Origin of the sequence: Pseudomonas viridiflava, from assembly GCF_900184295.1 — a bacterium.
Lineage (GTDB): Bacteria > Pseudomonadota > Gammaproteobacteria > Pseudomonadales > Pseudomonadaceae > Aquipseudomonas > Aquipseudomonas viridiflava.
Genome location: NZ_LT855380.1, coordinates 5,293,454 through 5,320,021, shown reverse-complemented (window position 1 = coordinate 5,320,021; position 26,568 = coordinate 5,293,454). Strand labels below are relative to the sequence as shown.

Annotated in this window: 22 protein-coding genes and 1 pseudogene; 17 read left to right on the top strand and 6 right to left on the bottom strand. The window is 60.4% G+C overall.

All coding sequences use genetic code 11. The annotated features are described in order from the left end of the window. The first annotated feature begins 13 nt into the window (after positions 1-13). Positions 14-1,228 (top strand): phosphoserine phosphatase SerB, encoded by a 1,215-nt coding sequence (serB, locus tag CFBP1590_RS23930; RefSeq protein WP_029243012.1) that lies wholly within the window; start codon positions 14-16, stop codon positions 1,226-1,228. A 42-nt stretch (positions 1,229-1,270) separates the two neighbouring features. On the opposite strand, the gene CFBP1590_RS23925 is transcribed toward serB, so the two are convergent. From CFBP1590_RS23925 to CFBP1590_RS23910, 4 genes are all read right to left on the bottom strand, one after another. Next, on the bottom strand, positions 1,271-3,055 hold the full coding sequence (locus tag CFBP1590_RS23925) for a cyclic-di-GMP receptor FimW-related protein (RefSeq protein WP_029243011.1): 1,785 nt from the start codon (positions 3,053-3,055) through the stop codon (positions 1,271-1,273). A gap of 183 nt (positions 3,056-3,238) precedes the next feature. Next, positions 3,239-4,117, bottom strand: coding sequence for an archaetidylserine decarboxylase (gene asd, locus CFBP1590_RS23920; protein ID WP_161987309.1), 879 nt, complete (start codon positions 4,115-4,117; stop codon positions 3,239-3,241). 54 nt (positions 4,118-4,171) lie between these two features. Continuing rightward, the gene (gene rhdA / locus CFBP1590_RS23915) at positions 4,172-4,987 is read right to left on the bottom strand and encodes a thiosulfate sulfurtransferase (protein ID WP_088236051.1); all 816 of its coding nucleotides are present in this window, start codon (positions 4,985-4,987) and stop codon (positions 4,172-4,174) included. 45 nt (positions 4,988-5,032) lie between these two features. Then, complete coding sequence (locus tag CFBP1590_RS23910) at positions 5,033-6,568, bottom strand: HDOD domain-containing protein (RefSeq protein ID WP_058431400.1); 1,536 nt, start codon at positions 6,566-6,568, stop codon at positions 5,033-5,035. A gap of 207 nt (positions 6,569-6,775) precedes the next feature. Here CFBP1590_RS23910 and motA point away from each other — a divergent pair, with 207 nt between their 5' ends. Both motA and motB read left to right on the top strand, forming a co-directional pair. Further along, positions 6,776-7,627 carry a flagellar motor stator protein MotA gene (gene motA, locus CFBP1590_RS23905; RefSeq protein ID WP_004883544.1) on the top strand — a complete coding sequence of 284 codons (852 nt, stop codon included), beginning with the start codon at positions 6,776-6,778 and terminating at the stop codon, positions 7,625-7,627. A 3-nt stretch (positions 7,628-7,630) separates the two neighbouring features. Next, positions 7,631-8,653 carry a flagellar motor protein MotB gene (gene motB, locus CFBP1590_RS23900; protein WP_088236050.1) on the top strand — a complete coding sequence of 341 codons (1,023 nt, stop codon included), beginning with the start codon at positions 7,631-7,633 and terminating at the stop codon, positions 8,651-8,653. 74 nt (positions 8,654-8,727) lie between these two features. On the opposite strand, the gene rsgA is transcribed toward motB, so the two are convergent. After that, on the bottom strand, positions 8,728-9,759 hold the full coding sequence (gene rsgA / locus CFBP1590_RS23895; RefSeq protein ID WP_025996892.1) for a small ribosomal subunit biogenesis GTPase RsgA: 1,032 nt from the start codon (positions 9,757-9,759) through the stop codon (positions 8,728-8,730). Positions 9,760-9,867: 108 nt separating this feature from the next. On the opposite strand from rsgA, the gene orn reads away from it, so the two are divergent. Next, positions 9,868-10,401 (top strand): oligoribonuclease, encoded by a 534-nt coding sequence (gene orn / locus CFBP1590_RS23890; RefSeq protein ID WP_004883550.1) that lies wholly within the window; start codon positions 9,868-9,870, stop codon positions 10,399-10,401. Between the two features lie 112 nt (positions 10,402-10,513). Next, positions 10,514-11,125, top strand: coding sequence for a trimeric intracellular cation channel family protein (locus CFBP1590_RS23885; RefSeq protein WP_004883552.1), 612 nt, complete (start codon positions 10,514-10,516; stop codon positions 11,123-11,125). A 55-nt stretch (positions 11,126-11,180) separates the two neighbouring features. On the opposite strand, the gene queG is transcribed toward CFBP1590_RS23885, so the two are convergent. Beyond that, a complete protein-coding gene (queG, locus tag CFBP1590_RS23880) occupies positions 11,181-12,263 on the bottom strand; it encodes a tRNA epoxyqueuosine(34) reductase QueG (RefSeq protein WP_058431402.1) in 1,083 nt (360 codons plus the stop codon). 63 nt (positions 12,264-12,326) lie between these two features. Here queG and CFBP1590_RS23875 point away from each other — a divergent pair, with 63 nt between their 5' ends. From CFBP1590_RS23875 to CFBP1590_RS28605, 12 genes and pseudogenes are all read left to right on the top strand, one after another. Further along, positions 12,327-13,817, top strand: a complete 1,491-nt coding sequence (locus tag CFBP1590_RS23875) for an NAD(P)H-hydrate dehydratase (RefSeq protein WP_088236049.1) — start codon at positions 12,327-12,329, stop codon at positions 13,815-13,817. After that, a complete protein-coding gene (gene tsaE, locus CFBP1590_RS23870) occupies positions 13,805-14,275 on the top strand; it encodes a tRNA (adenosine(37)-N6)-threonylcarbamoyltransferase complex ATPase subunit type 1 TsaE (RefSeq protein WP_058431404.1) in 471 nt (156 codons plus the stop codon). The genes CFBP1590_RS23875 and tsaE overlap by 13 nt, the downstream gene beginning before the upstream one ends. Positions 14,276-14,289: 14 nt before the next feature. Next, positions 14,290-15,714, top strand: a complete 1,425-nt coding sequence (locus CFBP1590_RS23865) for an N-acetylmuramoyl-L-alanine amidase (RefSeq protein WP_025996896.1) — start codon at positions 14,290-14,292, stop codon at positions 15,712-15,714. A 62-nt stretch (positions 15,715-15,776) separates the two neighbouring features. After that, positions 15,777-17,675, top strand: a complete 1,899-nt coding sequence (gene mutL / locus CFBP1590_RS23860) for a DNA mismatch repair endonuclease MutL (protein ID WP_032664009.1) — start codon at positions 15,777-15,779, stop codon at positions 17,673-17,675. After that, the gene (miaA, locus tag CFBP1590_RS23855) at positions 17,676-18,647 is read left to right on the top strand and encodes a tRNA (adenosine(37)-N6)-dimethylallyltransferase MiaA (protein WP_004883564.1); all 972 of its coding nucleotides are present in this window, start codon (positions 17,676-17,678) and stop codon (positions 18,645-18,647) included. A 91-nt stretch (positions 18,648-18,738) separates the two neighbouring features. Beyond that, a complete protein-coding gene (gene hfq, locus CFBP1590_RS23850) occupies positions 18,739-18,999 on the top strand; it encodes an RNA chaperone Hfq (RefSeq protein WP_002551819.1) in 261 nt (86 codons plus the stop codon). Between the two features lie 12 nt (positions 19,000-19,011). Next, entirely contained in the window at positions 19,012-20,313 is a 1,302-nt protein-coding gene (hflX, locus tag CFBP1590_RS23845; RefSeq protein WP_004883568.1) for a ribosome rescue GTPase HflX, read from the top strand. Between the two features lie 96 nt (positions 20,314-20,409). Beyond that, positions 20,410-21,588: an FtsH protease activity modulator HflK gene (gene hflK / locus CFBP1590_RS23840; RefSeq protein ID WP_025996899.1), complete on the top strand. Its 1,179-nt coding sequence runs from the start codon at positions 20,410-20,412 to the stop codon at positions 21,586-21,588. After that, entirely contained in the window at positions 21,588-22,457 is an 870-nt protein-coding gene (gene hflC / locus CFBP1590_RS23835) for a protease modulator HflC (RefSeq protein WP_004883571.1), read from the top strand. Before hflK ends, hflC begins: the two co-directional genes overlap by 1 nt. 284 nt (positions 22,458-22,741) lie before the next feature. Beyond that, positions 22,742-23,929: an ATP phosphoribosyltransferase regulatory subunit gene (locus tag CFBP1590_RS23830; RefSeq protein ID WP_025996900.1), complete on the top strand. Its 1,188-nt coding sequence runs from the start codon at positions 22,742-22,744 to the stop codon at positions 23,927-23,929. Positions 23,930-23,983: 54 nt separating this feature from the next. Further along, positions 23,984-25,276, top strand: a complete 1,293-nt coding sequence (locus tag CFBP1590_RS23825; RefSeq protein ID WP_025996901.1) for an adenylosuccinate synthase — start codon at positions 23,984-23,986, stop codon at positions 25,274-25,276. Positions 25,277-25,855: 579 nt separating this feature from the next. Further along, a pseudogene (locus tag CFBP1590_RS28605) lies at positions 25,856-26,548 on the top strand (methyl-accepting chemotaxis protein); the annotation flags it as partial. Between the last annotated feature and the right edge of the window lie 20 nt (positions 26,549-26,568).

The following is a 26,568-nucleotide window of genomic DNA, read 5'->3' as shown; positions in this document are numbered from 1 at the left end:
GCGGGGGTGCGCCTTGCGCGAAATCGTCCTGATTAACATCACCGGTGTAGACCGTCCCGGTCTCACTGCGGCCATCACCGGCGTCCTCGCCCAGGGTGGCGTGAACATTCTCGATATTGGTCAGGCGGTGATCCACGACACACTGTCGTTCGGCATGCTGGTTGAAATTCCGGGTACCGAGCAAGGTTCTTCCGTGCTCAAGGACATCCTGTTCACGGCCTACAAGCTGGACCAGCAGGTGCGCTTCACGGCGGTGTCCGAAGAGGATTACCAGCACTGGGTCGAAGGTCAGGGCAAGGCGCGTCATATCGTGACGCTGCTGACCCGCAAGGTGACGGCCGAGCAATTGCAATGCGTGAGTTCCATCACGGCCAAATACGGATTGAACATCGACCAGATCGATCGCCTGTCCGGCCGCATGCCCCTCGATACGCCAGCCGACAAGGGCAAAGGCTGCATCGAGTTCTCCGTTCGTGGCGAACCCGGTGATATGAAGGCCATGCAGGCGGAGTTTCTCGCCGTCGCGCAGGACCTGAACGTCGATATCGCGTTCCAGCAGGATTCGCTGTTCCGTCGCAATCGTCGGCTGGCGGTCTTCGACATGGACTCGACCCTGATCGAAGCCGAAGTGATCGACGAACTGGCCAAGGCAGCGGGTGTAGGCGAACAGGTGTCCGAAATCACCGAGCGCGCCATGCGCGGCGAACTGGATTTCAGTGCCAGCTTCAAGGAGCGTCTCGCGTTGCTCAAGGGGCTGGACGTCGGCGTGCTGGACGAGATTGGTGCTTCACTGCGTCTCACTGAAGGTGCCGAAACCCTGTTCGCGGAACTCAAGCGTCTGGGTTACAAGACTGCAATTCTCTCGGGCGGCTTCACCTACTTTGCCAAGCAGCTTCAGGCGAAGCTGGGCATCGATTATGTGTTTGCCAACGAACTGGCAGTGGAAGATGGCAAGGTCACGGGTGTGGCCGTCGAGCCGATCGTCGATGCCAAACGCAAGGCGGACCTGCTGCGTGAGCTGGCCCACAAGGAAGGCTTGAGTCTTGAGCAGACGATTGCCGTGGGCGACGGTGCCAACGACCTGCCGATGCTGGCGATTGCCGGGCTGGGCGTGGCTTTCCGCGCCAAGCCTCTGGTCAAGCAGTCGGCCAAACAGGCGATCTCGACGCTGGGTCTGGATGGCGTTCTGTATCTGTTGGGTTTTCGCGACCGCGAAGCCAGCCGCTGAAATCGCAATGTACGGCCGTGATCGCGTAAGAGATCGCGGCCGTTACAGCGAGCCCCACAGCGAATCGAACTCCTGCCCCGGTTTGGGTTTTTCGCTCTCGGCTGCCTTGGGCGCGTCGTAGACCTGATATTCGAACTGGTTGTAGCTGGCGCTGCTGATGCGGCGATTGCTCAGTGTCGCGCGCCGCTCTTCGCCATTGACGTTGATCATGACCTTGCTGTCGTCCTGAAACGGCAGGCGAGGTGCAAGCACGGTCGCCGGTTTGTCCATCGCCCGTACTTCCGGCAGCATAAGGGTGCGCAGGTACTGGCTGTTCTGCGATTCGCGGATCAGTTGCATGCCGCATGGCTGGGCAAAGGGCGCGATCAACTCGATGCCCATCTGCGTGCCGCCGCTGCGCACCTGCCTTACCCAGCGCACGATGGCGATGCTCCAGCCTTGCCCGGAGTCATCCTGAATGCCCACCAGCTCGCCGGCCTGTAACTGCTGCGGCACGTCCTTCTGCCACGCCAGGCAGTAACCGCCCGGACTGTGGTTGACGATGTTCACATCAAAAGTCGGAAACGTGCGTTGTGCGTTGGAGGCGGAGTCGCCATCGGCGTCCGACTTCTGGTATTCGATTTCTTCGTAGGGCAGCAGGACCGATGAGGTATTGCCGCGCTGGGTATCGAACGCCGACGACCAGGGATCGTCGTCGTTCTCGTTGACCACCTTGAGCGCGAAATCGGCAATATGGCTGGTCGCATTCAGTTGCAGCAGTTCGCTGAACGACTTCTGCCCGGCAACGTAGTAATGGACTGCGCTCATGCCGATGCACAGTTTCAGCGTGCCCTGGCCCACCGTGCGCTGGAAGGTTCGCTCGGCCACATCACCCCAGGCCGCTGCCAGGTGTTGCAGCAGGTCGGTGTTGACGCCGGTGGGAATGAGCAGCTTGGCAGGACCGCGCTGATCGGCCGGCAGAGCGAGGTAATGATTGATTGCATCCGCCAGCGCCAGCGGCTGAATCCCCAGCATCCTGGGCATTTGTTCGTCGGTAAACAGCGTCCGGTACAGTGGTGGCTTGTCGCTGGCAGGGTCCAGAGCCAACAGGCTGTGCTCGTCGGCGGGCACCTGCAGCGTCACCAGTGCGCTCCACGCTTCAAGCGCGTCGGCCAGCTTGCCGATGTTCAACTGGCGCATCTGATTGCAGCGCGAACACCCCATCAACAGCGCGATCACGTAGGTCTGCTCTGAGCTGAGCGTGCGGGTGTGATGAGCCAGGGGTTCGTCTACCTGGGTGCGATGCAATTGGAACTGACGGGCAATCTGGTAGAGCTGGTGCAGTTCGAGCCAGAGGCCTTCCTGCACCGGGCAATACAGTTGATTGGCACGAATCAACGGTCCATTCAGGCCATGCAGAGCCCGCTGCAACGCCGTGGCGAGCATCGCGCTCTGGTCCTTGCTGTAGCGCGGGGCGATCTGCTGGATGACCTGCTTGTAGCCGGTTGCCAAGTGGTTTTGCAGCGCCTGACACAGGTTGGCGACCTTGCGCGGGCGTTCGTCGAGCACGATGGCCTGATTGAGAAAGTGCCGCTCAAGGTGCTTGCAGACGAAATAGACTTCGGGGCGCAACAATTCCAGCATCTGCAGGCGATTGTCGCTTGGGGTGATCAACTGGTTGAGTTCGCTGAGCCCCTGATACAACTGACGGGCCATTTCACCGAGGTTTGCCTTGGGCAGTCGGGAGATCCAGCGTTTGAGGTCGCGGGGCGTGGGTTCACTGAATGACAGGCTCGACTGCGTTGGCGTGGGGGCACGCAACAACAGAGGAAGGCTCAAATTACTCATGTGACAGGTGAACTCCAACGACTCTCTGGCCCGGACGGCGACTCCATGCTGGCAATGAGCCACATCCTTCGGTAGGAGGATGTGGACCCGGTGCCACTGAAAAAGTGCAACGTATCCTTACGCACCGATGCTGTGACTCTACCAGTATCGGTGCAACCACGCAGCTATTATGGCCTGACGCCATCAAGCCTCGGTGGTTTGCTTCGCAGCGCCGAGCGCCTGCCCCATCTGAACCTTGGAGAGGGCGCTCAACTGCTCGGCCCACTTCACCTGGTTCGGTCCGAACAGCACGATGGCTGTGGAACCCAGCTTGAAGCGACCCATCTCGGCGCCTTTTTCCAGATGGATCGGTGCACGTGCGGCTTCGTCGTAGCTGAATGTCTTCAGTTCGCGCTTGGGTGGCGTGACCAGCCCGGCCCAGACCGTTTCAACCGATGCAACGATCATGGCGCCGACCAGTACGACAGCCATCGGGCCGCGCTCGGTATCGAACAGGCAGACAACGCGCTCGTTGCGGGCAAACAGCTCTGGAACGTTTTCGGCCGTGGTCTGGTTGACCGAGAAAATACGGCCAGGCACATAAACCATTTCACGCAGCGTGCCGGCCAGAGGCATATGCACGCGATGGTAGTCCTTCGGCGACAGATAAACAGTGGCAAACTCGCCGCCCATGAACGGCGCGGACAGTTTTGGATCGCCGCCCAGCAGTTCAAGCACGCTGAAGCTGTGACCCTTGGCCTGGAAGATGCGGCCGTGATCGATCGAGCCCAACTGGCTGATGGTGCCGTCGGCAGGCGAAAGCACCGCGCCCGGCGTGTTGTCCAGCGGGCGGGCATCGGCTTTCAATGCGCGAGTGAAGAAGGCATTGAAGTGCTCGTAAGCGGTCAGGTCTTCGACCAGTGCCTGCGACATGTCGACCTGATAGCGGCGAACGAACCAGGCGGTGAAGGCGTTCTTGAACCAGGTCACGCGGCATTCGGCAACCAGACCGGCAATACGGGACAACAGATGATGCGGCAACAGGTACTGGCTGAGGATAAACAAACGATCTTTCATGGGTATTCCTGAACTTGATAAGGAAACGGGCGGTGCTCGAAAAGATGAGCACGGCCCTGGTCATTTTTCGACAGGCGTGTCCGGGTGGTTGCCCCATTCGCCCCATGAGCCGGCATACGCCTTGACCCGGGGATAGCCCAGCGCCTTGGCCACCAGATAGGTGAAGCCGGAGCGGTGATGAGTCTGGCAGTGGGTGATCACTTCCTTGTCGGCTGTGATGCCCAGGTCCTGCAGAATCTGTGGCATGTCATCGCGAATGCGCAGTTGGCGTGCCTTGTCCATGCCAGCCGTCCATTCGAAGTTGACGGCGCCCGGTACATGCCCGGCCTTGGCCGCCAGCACTTTCTCACCCGAGTATTCGGTAGGTCCGCGTGCATCCCAGATGGCCAGATCGGCAGCGCCCAGTCGGCTTTGCAGGTATTCGCGGGTCGCCGTCGGCTCGTCGTGCAGCTTTAGCGCAACCGGGCCGCCCGCCATTGGCGGAACGTCCCGGGTCAGCGGCAGTGACTGGGCTTCCCAGGCCAGCAGGCCGCCGTCCACGTAGTGATAGCGATGGTGGCCGATCACGTCCAGCAACCAGATGAAGCGCCCGGCCCAACCGCCGCCTTCGTCGTCATAGACAACATAGACGGCATCGGGGTTGTGGCCCAGTTCGCCGAACAGCTTTTCCAGATCGGAGTGCGCGGGCAGCAGGCCGGGCGCAGGTGGCTGGCCGAGTTGAGTGCGCTTGGGATCAACGAAGCGAGCGCCAGGGATATGCCCTGCGTCGTAGCGAGCGCTGCTGGTCAGATCCACCAGAATCAGTTCCGGGGCTTCCAGGCGCTCGAGCAGATCGTTGGGCTCGATGACCAACGGTAAGCCAGCGAATACGGACATTTGCAGCCTCCGATGAAAAGAAAGATGCGAATTGTACGCCAGGCCTCAGGCTTTGCGATGACTAAAGATGCCCAGCGCGCGTTCAATGCATTGCGCGGTTTTTCCGAATGCCTGAACGGAAATTTCCGACAGCGCACCGCCGCCCTGATCCGCCACCACCAGCATCATGACTTTGCCGTTGCTGCTCAGGGAGCGAATCAGCCAATGCTGACCGCTGAACAGCGTTTTGAGCGGCGCAGGCAGCAGGGCAGAAAACTGGGCGATGTTGGCAGGTGTCATGCGCAACTGTGTCGGCTGGGTCAGGAGCCGTTGCAGCACGGTGCTTTCCTTCACGAACAGCTGCATCGCTGCAGCCTCGGGCGCCAGTCCTGCAGACTGATGCACGCGCAGCGCTGTTCCGGTCTTGTCCATCATCAACAGCATGACCCGCTGCATGCCGCAGGCGACAAGCGCTTCGCGTGCAGACGTGGTCAAGTGCATCGCATTGATAAACGGCGTCGGGTCCTGCAGCAGTTCGGCGCATTGCTTGCGCCAGAGCTGCAGCGCGTCGGCCGAGGGCGGTGGCGCAGGATCGTTGTCTCGCCTTACGCGGCGCGCATCCCAGGGCCAGATCAGCGATTCGGCTGGATGCCACAAGTCCTTTTCGCTGTGATGGCGTGCGCTGCTGGCCGCATTCTGGTGGGCCTGCTGCTGAACGTCATCCAGAGGCTGTTGCAGGTACAGGCTGGTGAGTCGCTCCCAGCGCAGGCAGTGCGGACTGTTCCATGCGTGCTGCGCAGCCAGCGCCAGTCCGTTGCCCAGCAGTACGGTATTGGCGGGCTGGTTGAGCCAGCGACGCAGGTTGGGATCGGCATCCATCAGCTGCTGTTGCAGCAGCGGATCCTGATCTTCGCGCGCGATCCGCAGCACCTTGACCAGATCACGCCGCTCGTTGAGCAGCAGTTTATAGCCACGGGTCACCCAGACCGGCAGGCGCCAGAACTCGGCGAGCGCAAGCGCCAGTTCCAGCAGGTTGACGCCGAACAGTTCCTTCTCGACGGCAATGCTGGAATGGCCTTTGTGAATGACCCGCAGCTCCAGTTCCTCAAGCAGCTTTGGATAGGCAAGCGCCATCGGCCACAGCGGTGCCAGAAACAACAGGCTGCCCAGATGAATGTCCTGCCACAGTCGCGCCAGACGGCTGGCGAACAGCCCGTTGGCCTGTTGTGTGGCGTGCTGACTGATCAGGATCAACTGACGGAAAGCGGCCGGAATTTCTTCAGGCGGCTTGGCGGGCAAGCGACCCAGCAGCACCTCCGTGCGTGCCAGACCCAGTCGGTTGATCGCGATTTCCAGGCTCTCGGCCTGTTCAGTGATGCCGTGCGTGTGGTGATTGGCCTCGCGCATCACGCTGAGCACCAGTGCAGGACTTTCCTGCATCATTTCCGCAATTTCACGCAACGAGCGGCGACTGTCATTGAGTGCCGCACGAACCCGGTCGTGGTTGGCCGCAGGCACGGGCAGATCGACGCCGTCGAGCAGTCTGACCCAGGATTCAAGCGTCTTTGGAACCGGCGGATGTGGAACATGCGTTGTCGACATTCGATGCCCTGTGCAGCTGATTTTCGAGCTGGGAGGCTGCCAGCGTTCTGGGGCGCGACAGCCTTTTTCGATCCCGCGATTCCGGGCGGAACTGGTTTTTTAGCAATAACTGCCTATAGTCTGGCCCAGTTAGGCCGATAAGGAGAAGAAGAGTTTCAAGAACTTCCGGACTGTCCCTGAACCCGACTCAGTAAAGTATTTTCTCCTATGGCTAAAATTATCGGCATCATTGTCGTTTTCGCGAGTGTCCTCGGCGGATACGTCCTGTCTCACGGCAAGATCATGGCCCTGTTTCAGCCCTACGAGGTGTTGATCATCGGCGGTGCTGCGCTGGGTGCATTTCTGCAGGCCAACCCTGGCCACATGACCATGCACGTGTTCAAGAAGTCGCTGAAAATGTTCGGCACACGCTTCACCCACGCCTATTACCTTGAGGTGCTGGGGCTGGTTTACGAGATCCTCAACAAGAGCCGTCGCGAAGGCATGATGGCGATTGAAGGGGATATCGAAGAGCCGGCCGCAAGCCCCATCTTCGCCAAATACCCAGGTGTACTGAAAGATGAACGCATGACGGCGTACATCTGCGATTACCTGCGCATCATGTCCTCGGGCAACATGGCTCCCCACGAGCTGGAAGGCCTGTTCGACATGGAACTGCTGAGCATGAAGGAAGAGCTCGAGCATCCGTCGCACGCCATCACCGGTATTGCCGACGGCATGCCCGGTTTCGGTATCGTCGCGGCGGTACTGGGTATCGTAGTGACCATGGCGTCCCTGGGGTCGGGCGACAAGGCGGCCATCGGCATGCACGTAGGTGCGGCACTGGTGGGTACCTTCTTCGGTATTCTCGCGGCTTATGGTTTCTTCGGTCCGCTGGCCACTTCCCTGGCTCACGATGCCAAGGAAGAAATGAACGTCTACGAATGCATCAAGGCTTCTCTGGTGGCCTCGGCCTCCGGCATGCCGCCTTCGCTGGCCGTCGAGTTCGGCCGCAAGGTTCTGTATCCGCTGCATCGCCCCAGCTTCAGTGAGCTGGAACAAGCGGTTCGCGGTCGCTAAGCCATGGAAAATAATCAGCCGATAATCATCAAGCGCGTCAAGCGCTTCGGTGGAGGGCATCACGGCGGCGCCTGGAAAATCGCCTTTGCCGACTTCGCGACGGCCATGATGGCGTTCTTCCTGGTGCTGTGGCTGATGTCGTCCGCCACGCCCGAGCAGTTGATTGCCGTGGCCGGTTACTTCAAGGATCCGGTCGGGTTCTCCGACAGCGGTTCGCCCTACGTGATCGACCTGGGCGGCTCGCCGGAAATGTCGCCTAACCAGACGCTCAACCCTGAAGTGAAGACCACACCTTCGCCGGATACGGTGCCGATCGAGTCCGACACCTCGGAATCCAAGGCTGAAGAGGTCGAGCAGGAACGTCTCGAAATGCTTCTGCAGGAATTGCAGAACAAGGTCGAAGAGAACCCGCAACTGCAGAAATTCAAGGACCAGATTCTGTTCGAGATCACGCAGGACGGTCTGCGCATCCAGATCATGGATGCTGACAACCGGCCGATGTTCGACTCCGGCAGTGCGCGCTTGAAGCCTTACTTCGAAGACATTCTGCTGGCGATGGCTGACACCATCAAAAGCGTGCCCAACAAGATCAGCATCAGCGGCCATACCGATGCCACGCCGTTCGTAGGCAATGGCGGATTCGGCAACTGGGAACTGTCGGCCAACCGGGCCAACGCTGCGCGCCGTGCTCTGGTTGCAGGCAGTTATCCGGATCCGCAGGTGGCCCGCGTGGTCGGTTATGCCTCATCGGCGCTTTATGACCGTGAGAACCCGACCAACCCCGTGAACCGTCGTATCGATATCGTTGTGCTGACCAAGAAGGCCCAGGAACGTATTGAAGGTGCTCAAAACTCTGGTGGTGCCCCGCAGGTGCCTGCTGCTCCGGCAGCACCGGGTGCAGTGCCTGGCGCTTCGACGGCGCCAGCGCCGGTCGATCCGCAGGCCTATGCCCAGCCCCATGAGATCCGGCAGAAGCTGAACATCTTCGATCAGGGCACGCTGAAGGTCGAGCCGACCCAGAACTGAGTCCTGACACCTACAAAAATGCCGCGATCATCGCGGCATTCTTGTTTTCGGCAGAACGTCGGCGCAGACAGGTATCAGTAGCTGTCTTCCGGCAGGCTGGCGATGATCGAGCGATAGCTGTTCATGCGTTGCTGCTGAACGCGCCCGTCTTCGAGTGCCTTGAGCAGAGCGCAGCCCGGTTCGCGGTCGTGCTTGCAGTCGCGGAAACGGCATGTGCCGATCAGGTCGTTGAACTCGATGAAGCCCGCCTCCACGTCGGCGCGGCTGACATGCCCCAGTCCGAATTCACGGATGCCGGGCGAGTCGATGAGGTCGCCGCCACGCGGAAAGTGGAACAGTCGCGCAGTGGTTGTGGTGTGCGTGCCCTGGCCGGACAGCTCCGACAACGGGCCGACACGCGTCCCGACTTCAGGCAGCAGGCTGTTGACCAGCGAGGACTTGCCCACGCCGGACTGACCCACGAACACGCTGATGTGGCCATCCAGGCGCGCCTGCAACTGCTGCATGCCGTCGCCGTGATGCGCAGACACTTCCAGCACCGGGTAACCCAGCGTGCGGTAGACCGCCAGCAAGGCGTTGAGCGCAGGAGCGTTCTGCTCGTCGATCAGGTCAGCCTTATTGAGCAGCAACAGCGGATGAATCCCGGCATGCTCGGCGGCGACCAGATAACGGTCGATCAGGTTGGCATGCGGCTCGGGCATCGGGGCGAAGACAATGACGATCAGGTCGACGTTGGCTGCCACCGGCTTGAGCTGGCCGCGTGAATCCGGACGGCACAGTTCGGTGGTGCGGGGCAGTTGGGCGACGATGACGCCGATGCCCTGATTGCCGGCGCGCCAGACCACGCGATCACCGGTCACCAGTGCGGGCAGGTTGGCACGCAAGTGACAGCGGAACACCTGGCCTATCTGTTCGCCTTCCTGGGCCTCGACTTCGACCTGAACGCCGAAGTGGGCGATCACCAGACCGGTCTGTTCCGGGCCGAGGTCACCGCCTTCGAGTGTTTCGAGCGCGACAGACTCGCGTTTCGCAGCGCGGGCAGCACGTTCGCCCTGAATCTTTTCGATGCGCCAGTTCTGACGACGATTGAGTTGGCGTTTGGCCATGGGTGTTCCGATGTGATGAAGCAGATGAATAGGCAGTACGTTGAATCGGGCGGCAGTCTAGCACGGCCGGGTAAGCTAAACTGCGCGCCTACGCTGAGGAGTCGTCATATGCAGAACAAGCAGAACCTTATCTGGATCGACCTGGAAATGACCGGTCTGGACCCTGACACCGATGTCATCATCGAAATGGCCACGATCATCACCGATAGTGAGCTGAACACCCTGGCCGAAGGTCCGGTACTCGCGATTCATCAGAGCGATGAGACGCTGGCGCGAATGGACGAGTGGAACACCCGTCAGCACGGCGGCTCGGGCCTGACCCAGCGCGTACGTGAAAGCACGGTGACGATGGCGGATGCCGAGGCGCAGACTCTGGCCTTCATCATGCAATGGGTGCCTGAGCGCAGTTCGCCGATCTGTGGCAACAGCATCTGCCAGGACCGTCGCTTCCTGTACCGCCATATGCCGACCCTGGAACACTACTTTCACTACCGCAACCTTGACGTCTCCACACTCAAGGAGCTGGCTGCGCGCTGGTCGCCGAACCTCAAGTTCCAGAAGGGCAGTACGCACTTGGCGCTGGACGACATTCGCGAGTCGATTGCCGAACTGCGCTTTTACCGCGAGCACTTCATCAAGTAACACGTGAGGCCAGTGCAGCGAATGAATCTTCGCTGCACCCTTTCAGTGCATAAGCCTTTCGGCGCACAACGGCGCTGGTTAAACTGCGCGCCCTTGTCGCCGAGTCGTCACCATGTTGCTGATGCTTTACCTGATTGCAATCACTGCTGAAGCCATGACCGGCGCACTGTCTGCCGGACGACGCGGCATGGACTGGTTTGGCGTGGTGCTGATCGCCTGCGTTACTGCGTTGGGTGGCGGTTCGGTACGTGATGTGCTGATCGGCCATTACCCGCTGACCTGGGTCAAACACCCGGAATACCTGGTGCTGACTAGCATTGCGGCGCTGGTGACCATTTTCATCGCCCCGCTGATGCGGCATCTGCGCTCGCTGTTTCTAGTGCTCGATGCGCTCGGGCTGGTGGCCTTCACATTGATTGGCTGCATGACTGCGCTGGAAGCCGGGCACGGCATGCTGATCGCGTCGGTGTGCGGGGTGATTACCGGTGTGTTCGGCGGCATCCTGCGGGACATCTTCTGCAACGATATTCCGCTGATCTTCCGTCGCGAGCTGTACGCCAGCGTCTCGTTCCTCGCCGCGTGGTGCTTCCTGCTGTGCGGTTATCTGGAGTTGCCTTCCGAACAAAGCGTGCTGATCACCCTGTTCGGCGGCCTGCTGCTGCGCCTGCTGGCGATCCGTTTCCACTGGGAAATGCCCAAGTTCGTCTACAAGGATGAGCCTTGATCTGATGGGCGCTCTAACGCGCGTGGGTGCGGGGGCTTTACTGATCGCACATGCGTCAGGAGCGACCATGCCTGCCCAGCGCCCACGCCACATGTTCTCTGACCATCTCGGATGGATAATCACGCCGGGCTTCCAGCGCTTCTATCACGGGAATGGTCGAAGGTGCGTTGCCCAGTCCGACCGCCAGATTTCTCAGCCAGCGTTCATACCCGGCCCGTCGCAAGGGTGAGCCTTCGGTGCTGCTCAGAAATTTATCCTCGTCCCACAGAAACAGCTCGGCCAGCCCCGCGTTGTCCAGGTTGTGGCGCGGCTGAAAGTCGCTCTGGTCGGTAGGGCGGGCGAAGCGGTTCCAGGGGCAGACGATCTGGCAGTCATCACAGCCGAATACCCGATTCCCAATCAAAGGGCGCAGCTCTTCGGGGATGGAGGTCTTCAGCTCGATGGTCAGGTAGGAGATGCAGCGGCGCGCATCCAGCACGTAAGGACCGACAAAGGCTGCTGTGGGACAGATGTCGAGACACGCCGTGCAGCGCCCGCAATGTTCGGTGGCGTGTGGCGGATCGACCGGCAGCGGGATGTCCACAAACAGCTCGCCGAGAAAGAAAAAACTGCCAGCCTTGCGATTGAGCACCAGCGTGTTCTTGCCGATCCAGCCCAGCCCGGCCTGTTCGGCGATTGCTTTTTCCAGCACCGGCGCGCTGTCGACGAAGGCCCTGAAGCCAAAGGGGCCGATGGCTTGCTGGATGCGCTCTGCCAGTTGCTGCAGGCGTTTGCGGATAAGCTTGTGGTAGTCGCGTCCCAGGGCGTAGCGGGATACGTAGGCTTTTTCAGGCTCGCTCAGGCGCTGAGCCATTTCCGTGTCGCCTGGCAGATAGTCCATGCGCAGCGATACTACCCGCAGCGTTCCCGGCACCAGCTCTTCAGGATGGGAACGTTTGCTGCCATGGGCTGCCATATAGTCCATTTCGCCGTGATAGCCCGCTTCGAGCCAGCGCTGCAGATGCTGCTCATGCTCTGCCAGATCGAGCCCGGAGATGCCGACTTCCTGAAAGCCGAGCTCACGGCCCCACGCCTTGATCGATTGCGCAAGGGTGACAAGGTCGTCAGCGGTGGGAAGTTCAGCGGTAATAGCGGACATGCGCAGAGAGAAACCAGAGACAAGGTGCGTATAATTCTGCCAGACATCGGAGCCTAGAGACGCATGTTAGACACGAAACCCGAATTACCCGACGCGCTGTACAGCGCTGCGCAGGTGCGTGACCTCGATGCCCGGCTGATTGCCGCAGGCACGCCAGGCTTCGAATTGATGCAGCGTGCCGCGCACGCAACCTGGCGGGCGATCCGCAGGCGCTGGCCCGAAGCGAGCGAGCTGACGGTGCTGGCCGGGCATGGCAACAACGCCGGAGACGGTTATCTGGTGGCCTCGCTGGCCCACAAGACCGGCTGGCAGGTGCGGGTTCTGGCCGTCGGTGATCCTGCTGCGTTGAAGGGCGACGCTGCACTGGCCTACGCCGCTGCGTCGGGCGTCAATATCCAGCCCTGGGCCAATCAGGCCATGGCTGGCATTGTGGTGGATGCTCTTCTGGGAACAGGTCTGCAGGGTGATGTGCGCGATCCTTATCGTTCAGCTATCGAGGCGATCAATGCCAGCGGCTTGCCGGTGGCGGCGGTGGATATTCCCTCGGGCTTGTGTGCCGATACCGGGCATTGCCTGGGTGTCGCCGTCCGAGCAGACCTCACCGTGACATTTATCGGCCTGAAAATGGGCATGCTGACCGGCGATGCCCCCGATCTGATCGGGCAACTGATCTTTGATGATCTACAGGCCGACAAGGCCATCGTCGCCCAAGCGCCGGTAACTGCAAAACGACTCGACAAAACCAGCCTGCCTTTTCTGGCGCCTCGACCGCGCACGGCTCATAAAGGTATGTACGGCCGCGTGCTGATCATCGGTGGAGATCACGGTTTTGGCGGTGCTGCATTGTTGAGCGCCGAAAGCGCTTTGCGCAGCGGGGCAGGCATGGTCACGCTGGCGACCCGCACCGAACATGTGCCCGCCGCGCTGACGCGCATGCCCGAGATCATGAGCGCAGGCATCCACTCGGCCAACCAGCTCATGACGCTGATCGAGGCAGCCAGCGTACTGGTTGTCGGGCCTGGTCTGGGTCAGGATAGTTGGGGGCGCAGTCTGCTGTCTGCTGCGGCCAATGCAGATCGGCCGCAGGTCTGGGATGCCGATGCGCTCAATCAACTGGCAACCGGGCAGGTGGTCCTGCCGAAGAACAGCGTTATCACCCCGCATCCCGGTGAAGCGGCGCGCCTGCTGGGTATCAGTACTCAGGAGGTGCAGAACGACCGCGCCGCTGCAGCTCACGCGCTGGCGCGTAAATTTAACGCCGTCTGCGTGCTCAAGGGCTCAGGGAGTCTGATCGCCGATGTCGAGGGGCGACTGGCGCTGTGTGATCGCGGTCACCCTGCCATGGCCACTGCGGGCCTTGGCGATGTGCTGGCCGGGCTGACCGGTGCGCTGATGGCTCAACACATGAGTGCGTTCGATGCGGCCTGTCTGGCGGTGTGGCTGCATGCCAGTGCCGGTCAGAAAATCGGTGCATCGGGGCGTGGCATGGCAGCCAGCGATATTATTCCCGCCATTCGTCAGTTACTGGAGGAGCTGAAACCGTGTCTGATTTAACGCTGCATGTGATTGGCGAAGAGGCCATGATGGCTTTCGGTGCACGCCTCGCGCAGGTCTCCGAGGGTGTAGGCGTCATTTTTCTGGACGGGGATCTGGGCGCGGGCAAGACCACGCTTTCGCGAGGCCTGATACGTGGATTCGGGCACGAAGGGGCTGTGAAGAGCCCGACCTTCACCCTCGTTGAACCCTATGAAATAGGGACGATCAAGGTTTTCCACTTCGACTTGTATCGCCTGGTCGATCCGGAAGAACTGGAGTTCATGGGCGTGCGTGATTACTTCGACGGTGACTCACTTTGTCTCATTGAGTGGCCCCAGCGTGGTGCAGGCTTTTTGCCAAAGCCTGACCTGACCATTACCATTAGCCCGCACGGAGAAGGTCGTTCCGTGATATTGAGCCCCACGGGTTCGCGTGGCGAACGCTGGTGTGCCACTTTGGCTTTGGAATTCAAATAGATATGGGGTTAGGTATGCGCATGCGCGCGCTGGTTACTGTAGTAGGTCTGCTGTTGATGGCCTTGGCTGTCGAAGCGCTGGCCGCTACGCAAGTACGAAGTGTCCGCTTATGGCGAGCGCCGGACAACACTCGGTTGGTATTCGACCTTTCAGGACCTGTCCAGCACAGCGTATTTACCCTGACTTCACCTGACCGTCTGGTGATCGACATCAATGGTGCGACATTGGGCGGACCGCTCAATGTGTCGACCGCCAACACGCCGATCACCAGCATGCGCTCTGCGCAGCGCACTGCGACCGATCTGCGCGTGGTCATCGACCTCAAAAAGGCCGTGACGCCGAAAAGTTTCACGCTGGCGCCGAATCAGCAGTACGGCAACCGCCTTGTGGTTGATCTGTTCGACAACGCTGCCGACGCCAACCCGACGCCAGTGCCGACGATTGCAGACACCCCTGCGAACACTGCGCCTGCGGTGCCGATCAGCCCGTCCAAGCCTGAAGTCAAGCTGACGCCGGTGCCCAATGGCAAGCGCGATATCGTGGTCGTGATCGACGCCGGTCATGGCGGTGAAGACCCGGGTGCTTCCGGCAGGGGCGGTGAGAAAGAGAAAAACGTGGTGCTGTCGATTGCGCGTGAGCTCCAACGGCAGATCAATGCCGAGAAGGGCTATCGCGCCGAGTTGACGCGAACCGGCGACTACTTCATCCCGTTGCGCAAACGAACCGAGATCGCCCGCGCCAAGGGGGCCGACCTGTTCGTTTCCATTCACGCCGACGCTGCGCCGTCCACGGCGGCCTTTGGCGCGTCGGTGTTCGCCCTGTCTGATCGTGGTGCAACGTCCGAAACCGCACGCTGGCTGGCGGACAGTGAAAACCGTTCCGACCTGATTGGTGGTGCCGGTGCCGTGAGTCTCGATGACAAGGACCGCATGCTGGCGGGCGTACTGCTCGACCTGTCCATGACGGCATCGCTGTCTTCGAGCCTGAACGTCGGCCAGAAAGTCCTGAGCAACATCGGCCGGGTGACTTCGCTGCACAAATCCCGTGTCGAGCAGGCAGGCTTCATGGTGCTCAAATCGCCGGACATTCCGTCGATCCTGGTGGAAACCGGCTTTATTTCCAATGCCAACGAAGCCAACAAGCTGTCCTCGGCCTCGCATCAACAGGCACTGGCGCGCTCGATCAACTCCGGCGTGAAGCAGTTCTTCCAGCAGAACCCGCCACAGGGCACTTACATCGCCTGGCTGCGAGACAACGGCAAGCTGGCCCAGGGCCCGCGCAACCATGTCGTACGCTCCGGCGAAACGCTGGCCATGCTGGCCGCACGTTACGACATGAACATCGCCACATTGCGCAGCGCCAATGGCCTGAAGTCCGATGAGTTGAAAATCGGTCAGGACCTGCGCATTCCGAGCTCCGAGGTTGCAACACAGCCATGAATGATGAAGCCGTCAGCAGCGACCTTCTGCTCGAAGGCATTGAGCCGCAAGTCGAACAGGCCATCCTGAACGCCGCTCGCATCGAACTGCTCAGTCCTCGACTGGCGAACCAGATTGCGGCGGGCGAAGTGGTCGAGCGCCCTGCGTCGGTGATCAAGGAGTTGCTGGAAAACAGCCTCGATTCCGGTGCGCGACGCATTGACGTCGATGTCGAGCAGGCCGGTATCAAGCTGCTGAAAGTGCGCGACGATGGCAGCGGTATCTCTTCGGATGACCTGCCCTTGGCGCTGGCGCGCCATGCGACGAGCAAGATCCGCGATCTGGAAGACCTTGAACGCGTGATGAGCCTGGGCTTTCGCGGTGAGGCCCTGGCATCGATCAGTTCGGTGGCACGTCTCACCCTGACGTCTCGCACCCGTGACGCCGATCAGGCCTGGCAGGTCGAGACCGAAGGCCGCGACATGGCGCCTCGCGTGCAGCCTGCTGCGCATCCGGTCGGCACATCGGTTGAAGTGCGTGATCTGTTTTTCAACACGCCTGCTCGCCGCAAGTTTCTCAAGGCTGAAAAGACTGAATTCGATCATCTGCAGGAAGTGATCAAGCGCATGGCGCTCGCTCGTTTCGACGTGGCTTTCCATTTGCGTCATAACGGCAAGACCATTCTCAGTCTGCACGAAGCCCATGACGACACCGCTAGAGCGCGTCGCGTGTCGGCCATCTGCGGACCGGGCTTTCTGGAGCAGGCGCTGCCGATTGAGATCGAGCGCAACGGTCTGCATCTGTGGGGCTGGGTCGGATTGCCGACGTTCTCTCGCAGCCAGGCAGATCTGCAGTATTTCTTCGTCAATGGCCGAGCAGTGCGCGACAAACTCGTCGCCCATGCGGTGCGTCAGGCGTATCGCGATGTGTTGTTCAATGGCCGTCACCCGACCTTCGTGCTGTTTTTCGAAGTCGATCCGGCGGCTGTAGACGTCAACGTTCACCCGACCAAGCACGAAGTACGCTTCCGTGATGGTCGCACCGTGCACGATTTCCTGTACGGCACGCTGCACCGTGCGCTGGGTGACGTTCGGCCTGAAGATCAGTTGTCCGGCAGTGCACCTGTGACAGCGATTGTGCGTCCGACCGGCCCCGAAGCGGGCGAGTTCGGGCCGCAGGGCGAGATGCGTCTGGCCAATAACGTGCTCGAACAGCCGCAGGGCGAGACCTATGCACGTCCCGCAGGCTCTGGCTCGGGCGGCGGCTATCAGTATCAATACTCGCCGCGACCTGCTTCGCCGGGTGCGCCAGTCGCCGAAGTGCAAAGTGCCTACCGCGAGTTTTTCGCGCCGCTGCCGGGCACCACGCCGACGTCGTTGCCAGAGTCGCCTGCTGATATTCCACCGCTGGGTTATGCGCTCGCGCAGCTCAAAGGCATCTACATCCTGGCTGAAAACGCCCACGGACTGGTGCTGGTGGACATGCACGCCGCCCATGAGCGGATCATGTACGAGCGCCTGAAAATCGCCATGGCCAATGAAGGCCTTAGCGGACAGCCGCTGCTGGTGCCCGAGTCCATCGCGGTCAGTCAGCGCGAAGCGGACTGCGCTGAAGAACATCTGGCGACCTTCCAGCGCCTGGGTTTCGAATTGCAGCGTCTTGGCCCCGAGACGCTGGCCATCCGACAGATCCCCGCCTTGCTCAAGCAGGCCGAGGCCAACCGGCTGGTCAGCGATGTGCTCGCGGACCTGATGGAATATGGCACCAGTGACCGGGTGCAAGCGCACATGAACGAGCTGCTGGGCACCATGGCCTGTCATGGCGCGATCCGAGCCAACCGTCGTCTGGCGATCCCGGAAATGAACGGCTTGTTGCGCGACATGGAAAACACCGAGCGCAGCGGGCAATGCAACCACGGTCGTCCTACCTGGACCCAGATGGGGCTCAACGATCTGGATAAATTATTCCTGCGCGGACAATGAATGAATGCTTTACCTCCGGCCATCTTTCTCATGGGGCCAACCGCAGCGGGCAAGACCGATCTTGCAATCGAACTCACCAAGGTCCTGCCGTGTGAGCTGATCAGCGTCGATTCGGCGCTGGTCTATCGCGACATGGACATCGGCACGGCCAAGCCTTCCAAGGCGCAACTGGCCGAATTTCCGCACCGCCTGATCGACATACGCGACCCGTCTCAGAGCTATTCGGCGGCTGATTTTCGTACTGACGCACTGGCCGCCATGGCTGAAATCACCGCCCGGGGAAATATTCCTTTGCTGGTGGGCGGCACTATGTTGTATTTCAAGGCTCTATTGGACGGACTGGCGGATATGCCGGCGGCGGATGCGCAGGTTCGGGCACAGCTCGAAGCCGATGCGCTGGCCCATGGCTGGCAGTGGTTGCATGATCAATTGGCGGTGGTCGACCCGGTGTCGGCGGCACGTATTCACCCCAACGATCCGCAGCGATTGATCCGTGCACTGGAGGTTTATCGCGTCAGCGGAACGAGCATGACCGCACACCGCGAGCAACAAACTGCGCAAAGTACCGAAGCAGCGGCATCGGGGCGTCAGCAATTGCCCTATACTGTCGCGAATCTTGCGATAGCTCCGGCTGATCGCAAGGTACTGCATGACCGCATCGCACTACGTTTTTTGCAAATGCTGGACCAGGGGTTTCTGGACGAAGTACTGGCATTGCGCTCACGAGGCGACCTGCATTCAGGTCTGCCATCGATACGAGCCGTCGGTTATCGCCAGGTCTGGGATCACCTGGATGGAAAGCTGACACGGGATGAAATGCAGGAGCGCGGCATCATTGCAACGCGCCAACTGGCCAAACGGCAATTTACCTGGCTTCGCAGCTGGGAGAATTTGCACTGGTTGGACAGCCTGGCCAGCGACAATCTGCCACGCGCCTTGAAATACCTGGGATCGGTCTCCATATTGGGCTGAGTCCTTGCAATAGCCGTCTATCCTTGGGGGGTGGCCGGTAAGCCAATCGAATTCGATTTATTATTTATTGATCCTTAAAGGAGTGCGGCACATGTCAAAAGGGCATTCGCTACAAGACCCTTACTTGAATACCTTGCGTAAAGAGAAGGTCGGGGTATCGATCTACCTGGTCAACGGTATCAAGCTGCAGGGCACGATCGAGTCTTTCGACCAGTTCGTCATTTTGCTGAAAAACACTGTCAGCCAGATGGTTTACAAACACGCTATTTCCACCGTCGTACCGGTTCGTCCGATTCGTCTGCCCAGCGCCACCGACGCTGACGGCGCCGATGCCGAGCCAGGTAACGCCTGATAGGAGTCTGCCTTGTTCTTTGAGCGCCACAGCGGTGGTGAACGTGCGATTCTCGTTCACCTGGATGGTCAGGACCCTGAGGCGCGCGAAGATCCGCAGGAGTTTCAGGAGTTGGCCATGTCGGCTGGCGCCGATACCGTCGCGTTTATCAACGTGCCGCGTCATCGGCCATCCGCCAAATACCTGATTGGCTCTGGCAAGGTCGAGGAGCTTCGCGACCAGGTCAAGGCCGAGCAGGCCGACATCGTGATTTTCAATCACACCCTCACGCCCAGTCAGGAACGTAACCTCGAACGTGTTTTCGAGTGTCGCGTGCTTGATCGCACCGGTCTGATTCTGGATATCTTCGCCCAGCGCGCACGGACCCATGAAGGCAAGCTGCAGGTCGAACTGGCCCAGCTTGAGCACATGAGTACCCGTCTGGTGCGAGGCTGGACTCACCTTGAGCGTCAGAAGGGTGGTATCGGCCTGCGTGGGCCGGGTGAAACCCAGCTCGAAACGGACCGTCGTCTGCTTCGGGTTCGTCTGCGCCAGATCAAGGGCCGTCTCGAGAAGGTTCGCAGTCAGCGTGATCAGGCCCGTCGCGGCCGTCGTCGCGCCGACATCCCTTCGGTTTCGCTGGTGGGCTACACCAACGCCGGCAAATCCACACTGTTCAACGCCGTGACCGATTCCGACGTGTTCGCAGCCGATCAGCTGTTCGCCACGCTGGACCCGACGTTGCGTCGTCTGCAACTCGACGACCTGGGCCCCATCGTGCTGGCCGATACAGTGGGCTTCATTCGCCACCTGCCGCACAAACTGGTCGAAGCCTTCCGCGCCACGCTTGAAGAATCGAGCAACTCCGATTTACTGCTGCATGTGATCGACTCCCACGAGCCGGACCGCATGTCGCAGATCGAGCAGGTCATTGCCGTGCTCGGCGAGATCGGTGCCGAGGGCTTGCCGATACTTGAGGTCTATAACAAACTCGATCTGCTTGAAGGCGTAGAGCCTCAGATACAGCGTGATGCCGATGGCAAGCCGCAACGTGTCTGGGTGTCTGCCCGGGATGGTCGTGGGCTGGACCTGCTCAAGCAGGCCGTAGCCGAACTGCTGGGTGACGACCTGTTCGTCGGCACCCTGTGTCTGCCTCAGCGTCTTGCCCGGCTGCGCGCCCAGTTCTTCGAGCTGGGTGCCGTGCAGAGCGAGACGCACGACGAGGAAGGCTCAAGTCTTCTGGCAGTGCGTATACCGCGCGTTGAACTCAATCGTCTGGTGACTCGCGAAGGATTGCAGCCGCTGGAGTTCATCGAGCAACACACTTTGCAATAAAAGCACGGGAAAGCCGTTGTACGGCTTTCGCGGGCATTCTGTAGCATGGGGCGGCGCGCCGATGGTGCGTCTTTGCTTTATCAGATGGAGAGCGCTATGGCTTGGAATGAGCCGGGTGGCAACTCGAATAATCAAGATCCCTGGGGTGGTAAACGCCGTGGCGGCGACCGCAAGGGGCCACCTGATCTCGACGAGGCCTTCCGTAAGCTGCAGGAAAGCCTGAATGGGCTGTTCGGCGGCGGTAAGAAACGCAGTGGTGATGGCGGCAGTGGCGGCAGTTCGGGCAAGGGCGGCGGCTTCGGTCTGCTCGGCATCGGCCTGGTCGTGCTTGTCGCTTTCTGGCTTTACAGCGCGATCTATGTCGTCGACGAACAGGAACAGGCGGTTGTACTGCGTTTCGGCCAGTACCACGAAACCGTGGGTCCGGGTCTGAACATCTATTTCCCGCCGTTCGATCGCAAGTACATGGAAAACGTGACTCGCGAGCGTGCCTACAGCAAGCAGGGCCAGATGCTCACCGAAGACGAGAACATCGTCGAAGTGCCGCTGACCGTGCAATACAAGATCAGCAATCTTCAGGATTTCGTCCTGAACGTCGATCAGCCTGAAATCAGCCTGCAGCACGCCACTGAAAGTGCGTTGCGCCATGTTGTGGGTTCCACGGCGATGGATCAGGTGCTGACCGAAGGCCGTGAACTGATGGCGAGCGAGATCAAGGAGCGCCTGCAGCGTTTCCTCGACACCTACCGCACCGGTATCACCGTGACTCAGGTCAACGTGCAGAGTGCTGCTGCGCCGCGTGAAGTGCAGGAAGCGTTCGATGACGTGATTCGTGCTCGTGAAGACGAGCAGCGTGCACGCAACCAGGCGGAAAGCTACGCCAACGGTGTGATCCCGGAAGCCCGTGGTCAGGCCCAGCGTATTCTTGAAGACGCCAACGGTTATCGCGACGAAGTGGTTTCCCGTGCCAAGGGTGAGGCTGACCGCTTTACCAAGCTGGTCGCCGAATACCGCAAGGCACCTGAAGTGACCCGTCAGCGTCTGTACCTGGACACCATGCAGGAAGTCTTCAGCAATACCAGCAAGGTCCTCGTGACCGGTGATAAAGGGCAGAACAATCTGCTGTATCTGCCACTCGACAAGATGATGGAAAACAGTCGCAGCGGTACCGGTAACACCTCGAGTACCGGTGGTTCATCCGCGACTGGAACTGATGCCGGCGTGCGAGCGGCCGATACTCAGCAGCGCGATGTACGTACCAGGGAGAGTCGCTGATGAGCAATAAATCGCTGATCACCCTAATTGTTGGTGTAGTACTGGCAGTCATTGCCTGGAACAGCTTCTACATCGTGTCCCAGACCGAACGCGCAGTTCTGCTGCAATTCGGTCGCGTGGTGCAGGCTGATGTCCAGCCGGGCCTTCACGTGAAGGTTCCTTACGTGAACCAGGTGCGCAAGTTCGACGGCCGTCTGCTGACCCTCGATGCTCCGACCCAGCGTTTTCTGACGCTGGAGAAGAAAGCCGTGATGGTCGACGCTTACGCCAAATGGCGCGTGAAGGATGCCGAGCGTTTCTACACGGCAACTTCCGGTCTGAAGCAGATTGCCGACGAGCGTCTGTCGCGCCGTCTGGAATCGGGTCTTCGTGACCAGTTCGGTAAGCGCACCCTGCACGAAGTCGTGTCGGGTGAGCGTGACGCACTGATGGCGGACATCACCGGTTCCCTGAACCGCATGGCCGAGAAAGAGCTGGGTATCGAAGTGGTCGACGTTCGCGTCAAGGCCATCGACCTGCCCAAGGAAGTGAACCGCAGTGTTTTCGAGCGCATGAGCACCGAGCGTGAGCGTGAAGCCCGTGAGCACCGTGCCAAGGGTAACGAGCTGGCTGAGGGCATCCGTGCCGACGCCGATCGTCAGCGTCGTGTGCTGCTGGCCGAAGCCTATCGCGAGTCTGAAGAAGCGCGCGGTGATGGTGATGCCCAGGCAGCGGCGATCTACTCCAAGGCCTACGGTCAGGATCAGGAGTTCTATGCGTTCTATCGCAGCCTGCGCGCCTACCGTGAAAGCTTCGCGAACAAGAGTGACATGCTGGTGCTTGACCCGAACAGCGAGTTCTTCCGCTATCTGGAAAAAGCCAAGCCGTAATATCTGGCTGTAATAAATTACCCCGCCGGGCGGCAAAACCGTCCGGTGGGGTGATCGTTCGGTAAAACGTGTGTATCATGCGGCAGCCGGGAAATTCCCGGCTTTTTTGCGTCTGCACGATTGATTGGCTGAAGCCCGCGTGGCGATCGGCAAGATTTTTCGAGGAAAGTGGTCTGCAAGGCCTGTCTCGGGCGTTTGTCGTGCCCGTCATACAGCGCACCACTTTCTGCTTCACTCAAGGCTGGCCTCATGGCTGGCCGCCCGGATCACAGGGGAAAGGCGTAATGGCAACGGTTGACCGCTGGCTGCTACCAGATGGCATCGAAGAAGTACTGCCACCGGAAGCGGCGCGCATTGAAGTAGCGCGCCGCCAGGTGTTGGATCTGTTTCAGAGCTGGGGCTATGAGTTCGTCGTCACCCCGCATATCGAGTATCTGGAGTCTCTGCTGACTGGCGCAGGCTCGGATCTGGATCTGCGCACCTTCAAGGTCATCGATCCGCAATCGGGTCGGCAGATGGGCTTCCGTGCCGACATCACGCCGCAGGTTGCGCGCATCGATGCACACACCCTCAAGCGTGAAGGCCCGAGCCGTCTGTGCTACGCAGGCAGTGTTCTGCATGCCCAGCCGCGCGCGCTGTCGTCTTCGCGCAGCCCGATCCAGCTCGGTGCCGAGCTGTACGGCGATGCAAGCCCGAGCAGTGACGTTGAAGTGATCAGCCTCATGCTCGCCATGCTGCAACTGGCCGATGTGCCGGATGTGCATATGGATCTTGGGCATGTCGGTATCTACCGTGGGCTGGCGCGTGCTGCCGGTCTGTCGGGCGAAGTCGAGCAACAGCTGTTCGATGCGCTGCAGCGCAAGGCCATCGATGAAGTGATCGCCCTGACGGCCAATCTGCCGCAGGAGCTGGCGTCGATGCTGCGTGCGCTGGTCGACCTTTGTGGTGGTCATGAAGTCCTGGCTGCGGCCCGTGATCGTCTGGCCGGTGCGCCGGAACCCGTGCTCGCTGCGCTGGACGATCTGGTGAGCATCGCCGACCGCCTCGCAGCGCGCTTCCCGCAGTTGCCGTTGTATTTCGATCTCGGTGAGCTGCGTGGCTATCACTACCATACCGGCGTCGTGTTCGCGGTCTTCGTGCCGGGCGTCGGGCAGTCGATTGCCCAGGGCGGTCGCTACGACGACATCGGCGCCGACTTCGGCCGTGCGCGTCCGGCCACCGGCTTTTCCACTGACCTGAAAACCCTGGTCACGCTGGGGCAGGCAGAAATCGTATTACCGTCCGGTGGCATCTGGATGCCGGACAGCACGGATGCAGCACTCTGGCAGCAGGTTTGCCAGTTGCGCAGCGAAGGTCAACGTGTGGTTCAGGCGTTGCCTGGGCAGCAGGTAAGCGCGGCACGTGAAGCCGACTGTGACCGGCAATTGATTCAGCATGGCGAGCACTGGCAGGTAATGCCGCTGGCTTCTTGAGTATTCCTGCCGGCCGCCGCCGGCACCAAGTTTGCGTGAATGAGGACGAGTGTTATGGGTAAGAATGTCGTAGTCCTGGGCACCCAGTGGGGTGATGAGGGCAAAGGCAAGATCGTTGATCTGCTGACCGAACATGCTACCGCCGTAGTTCGCTATCAGGGTGGCCACAATGCGGGTCACACCCTGGTGATCGACGGTGAGAAAACCGTATTGCACCTGATTCCGTCCGGTGTACTGCGCGAAGGCGTGCAGTGCCTGATCGGTAACGGTGTGGTGGTTGCTCCCGACGCACTGCTGCGTGAAATCATCAAGCTGGAAGAGAAAGGCATTCCGGTGCGCGAGCGTCTGCGCATCAGCCCTTCCTGCCCGCTGATCCTGTCGTATCACGTTGCGCTGGATCAGGCGCGTGAGAAGGCCCGTGGCGAGTTCAAGATCGGTACGACCGGTCGCGGCATCGGCCCGGCTTACGAAGACAAGGTTGCACGTCGCGGTCTGCGCATCGGCGACCTCTTCCACCGTGAGCGTTTCGCGTCCAAGCTGGGCGAGTTGCTGGATTACCACAACTTCGTGCTGGTCAATTACTACAAAGAGCCTGCGATCGATTTCCAGAAGACACTCGACGAGTGCATGGAATACGCCGACATGCTCGAACCCCTGATGCTCGACGTCACCGCCACGCTGCATGAGATGCGTCGCGACGGCAAGGACATCATGTTCGAAGGCGCTCAGGGTTCGTTGCTGGACATCGACCACGGCACCTATCCGTACGTCACCAGCTCCAACACCACGGCTGGCGGCATCGCCACCGGTTCGGGTTTCGGTCCGATGTATCTGGATTACATTCTGGGTATCACCAAGGCTTACACCACGCGCGTCGGCTCGGGTCCGTTCCCTACCGAGCTGTTCGATGACGTTGGCGCTTTCCTGGCCAAGCGTGGCCATGAGTTCGGTGCTACCACCGGTCGTGCCCGTCGTTGCGGCTGGTTCGACGCCGTCATTTTGCGTCGTGCTATCGAAATCAACAGCATCTCGGGCCTGTGCCTGACCAAGCTGGACGTGCTCGACGGTCTTGAAACCATCAACATCTGTGTGGGTTACAAGAACGAAAACGGCGCGGTGATCGACGCGCCGACCGATGCCGACAGCTACCTGGGTCTGGAGCCGGTCTACGAGCAGATGCCAGGCTGGAGCGAATCCACGCTGGGCGCTCAGACGCTGGAGCAGTTGCCAGCCAATGCGCGCGCTTACATCAAGCGTGTCGAAGAGCTGGTAGGCGCACCTATCGACATCATCTCGACCGGTCCTGATCGCAACGAAACCATCGTTCTGCGTCACCCTTTCGCGTAACACGTCGTCAGCTGCAAAAAGAAGGGCCGCCATGTGCGGCCCTTTTTTGTAGCTCATTCAGAGCATGGGCACGGCACCACTGATCGTTCCTCACGCTCTGCGTGGGAATGCCGCTCAGGACGCTCCGCGTCCGATCCTCTCGGGACGGGCGAAATGTGAATTGCATCGCGGCACGGCCCTTGCTATACAAACGACAGAAAAGTGCCACTATTTTAATGGCGCTCAGGTTGGAGGGATTCTCCTGTGTCGGCTGTGTTATCTCTGTTGCAAAGTCGTTTGCTGCGCCCGGTGTTCATTGCACTGGGCATCGCCCTTTTGGTGCAGGTGGTGGTCGCGGTTGCGCTCACCCGGAGCACGGTCACCGCGCTTGAAGCGGATCTGGCCAATCGTCTGGGGGTAGATTCGCAACATGTCTCTTCCGAGCTGGAGCGGGCGAGTAGTGAAGTGACATCCAGTCTGGATGCGCTTTCTACCAGTACCCGTCAGCGTCTCAGTACCGGCCTGTCCACGCGTCTGAAAGAAGAGCAGGCGCAACTGCGCGCTACGCTGGAAAAAGACCTCAAGGAATCCGCCACTGATATGGCAGAACTGCTGGCTGCGGTTGCGCCGCGTGCCATGTGGGATAACGACACACCGACACTTTCCGAATTTGCCCGTCGTGCGCAGCGCAATCCCAATGTGCTGTTCGTGGTGTATGACGATGCGGCTGGCGAGCACCTGACGCGCTACATGAACCGCGACAATCCCCTGGTCAAGGCGCTTCTCGCCAAGGGGGAGGGCGAGCGGGCGATGGACAAGATTCTCAACGCTGCGAAAAACGATCCGTCGGTGTATTACGTCGAAGCCTCCATCAGTCCTAACGGTGTCGAGATCGGCAAGGTGCGCATGGGCGTCTCGACGGCGACGGTCGAGGAAAACCTGGCTGCGCTGGACAAGCGTTTCGCCACGTTGATCACCAGCGGCGAGCAGTTGGTATCAGAAAGCCTGGCGGGTGCTTCAAAAGACAGTTCTGCGGCGCTGCGCACTCGTCTGGAGTCCGCGCAAACAGCAGCAACCGCGATGGCCAGCAATACCCGTTCTGCCGTTCAGGGCGCGGCTCAAACCTTGCGCTGGAATATCGCCGTCGGACTTGCCGTCATCGGTCTCGGCGTTCTGCTTTTGCTGGCGGTGGTGCTGGGCCGTCGTGTGGTCAGTAAGCTGCATCTGCTGATCGCGGCGCTCAATGACCTGGCAGCAGGTGAGGGCGACCTGACGCGCCGGGTGAAGCTCGACAGCAACGACGAGATCGGCGA

Excerpts from the sequence above, each read along its gene's own strand:
- rsgA (WP_025996892.1), bottom strand. The coding sequence starts at position 9,759 with ATGGCCAAACGCCAACTCAATCGTCGTCAGAACTGGCGCATCGAAAAG.
- hflC (WP_004883571.1), top strand. The coding sequence starts at position 21,588 with ATGAGCAATAAATCGCTGATCACCCTAATTGTTGGTGTAGTACTGGCA.
- rhdA (WP_088236051.1), bottom strand. The coding sequence starts at position 4,987 with ATGTCCGTATTCGCTGGCTTACCGTTGGTCATCGAGCCCAACGATCTG.
- CFBP1590_RS23885 (WP_004883552.1), top strand. The coding sequence starts at position 10,514 with ATGTTGCTGATGCTTTACCTGATTGCAATCACTGCTGAAGCCATGACC.
- CFBP1590_RS23830 (WP_025996900.1), top strand. The coding sequence starts at position 22,742 with ATGGCAACGGTTGACCGCTGGCTGCTACCAGATGGCATCGAAGAAGTA.
- CFBP1590_RS23865 (WP_025996896.1), top strand. The coding sequence starts at position 14,290 with ATGCGCATGCGCGCGCTGGTTACTGTAGTAGGTCTGCTGTTGATGGCC.
- hfq (WP_002551819.1), top strand. The coding sequence starts at position 18,739 with ATGTCAAAAGGGCATTCGCTACAAGACCCTTACTTGAATACCTTGCGT.
- miaA (WP_004883564.1), top strand. The coding sequence starts at position 17,676 with ATGAATGCTTTACCTCCGGCCATCTTTCTCATGGGGCCAACCGCAGCG.
- hflK (WP_025996899.1), top strand. The coding sequence starts at position 20,410 with ATGGCTTGGAATGAGCCGGGTGGCAACTCGAATAATCAAGATCCCTGG.
- CFBP1590_RS23825 (WP_025996901.1), top strand. The coding sequence starts at position 23,984 with ATGGGTAAGAATGTCGTAGTCCTGGGCACCCAGTGGGGTGATGAGGGC.
- motB (WP_088236050.1), top strand. The coding sequence starts at position 7,631 with ATGGAAAATAATCAGCCGATAATCATCAAGCGCGTCAAGCGCTTCGGT.
- CFBP1590_RS23875 (WP_088236049.1), top strand. The coding sequence starts at position 12,327 with ATGTTAGACACGAAACCCGAATTACCCGACGCGCTGTACAGCGCTGCG.
- motA (WP_004883544.1), top strand. The coding sequence starts at position 6,776 with ATGGCTAAAATTATCGGCATCATTGTCGTTTTCGCGAGTGTCCTCGGC.
- orn (WP_004883550.1), top strand. The coding sequence starts at position 9,868 with ATGCAGAACAAGCAGAACCTTATCTGGATCGACCTGGAAATGACCGGT.
- CFBP1590_RS23925 (WP_029243011.1), bottom strand. The coding sequence starts at position 3,055 with ATGAGTAATTTGAGCCTTCCTCTGTTGTTGCGTGCCCCCACGCCAACG.
- CFBP1590_RS23910 (WP_058431400.1), bottom strand. The coding sequence starts at position 6,568 with ATGTCGACAACGCATGTTCCACATCCGCCGGTTCCAAAGACGCTTGAA.
- queG (WP_058431402.1), bottom strand. The coding sequence starts at position 12,263 with ATGTCCGCTATTACCGCTGAACTTCCCACCGCTGACGACCTTGTCACC.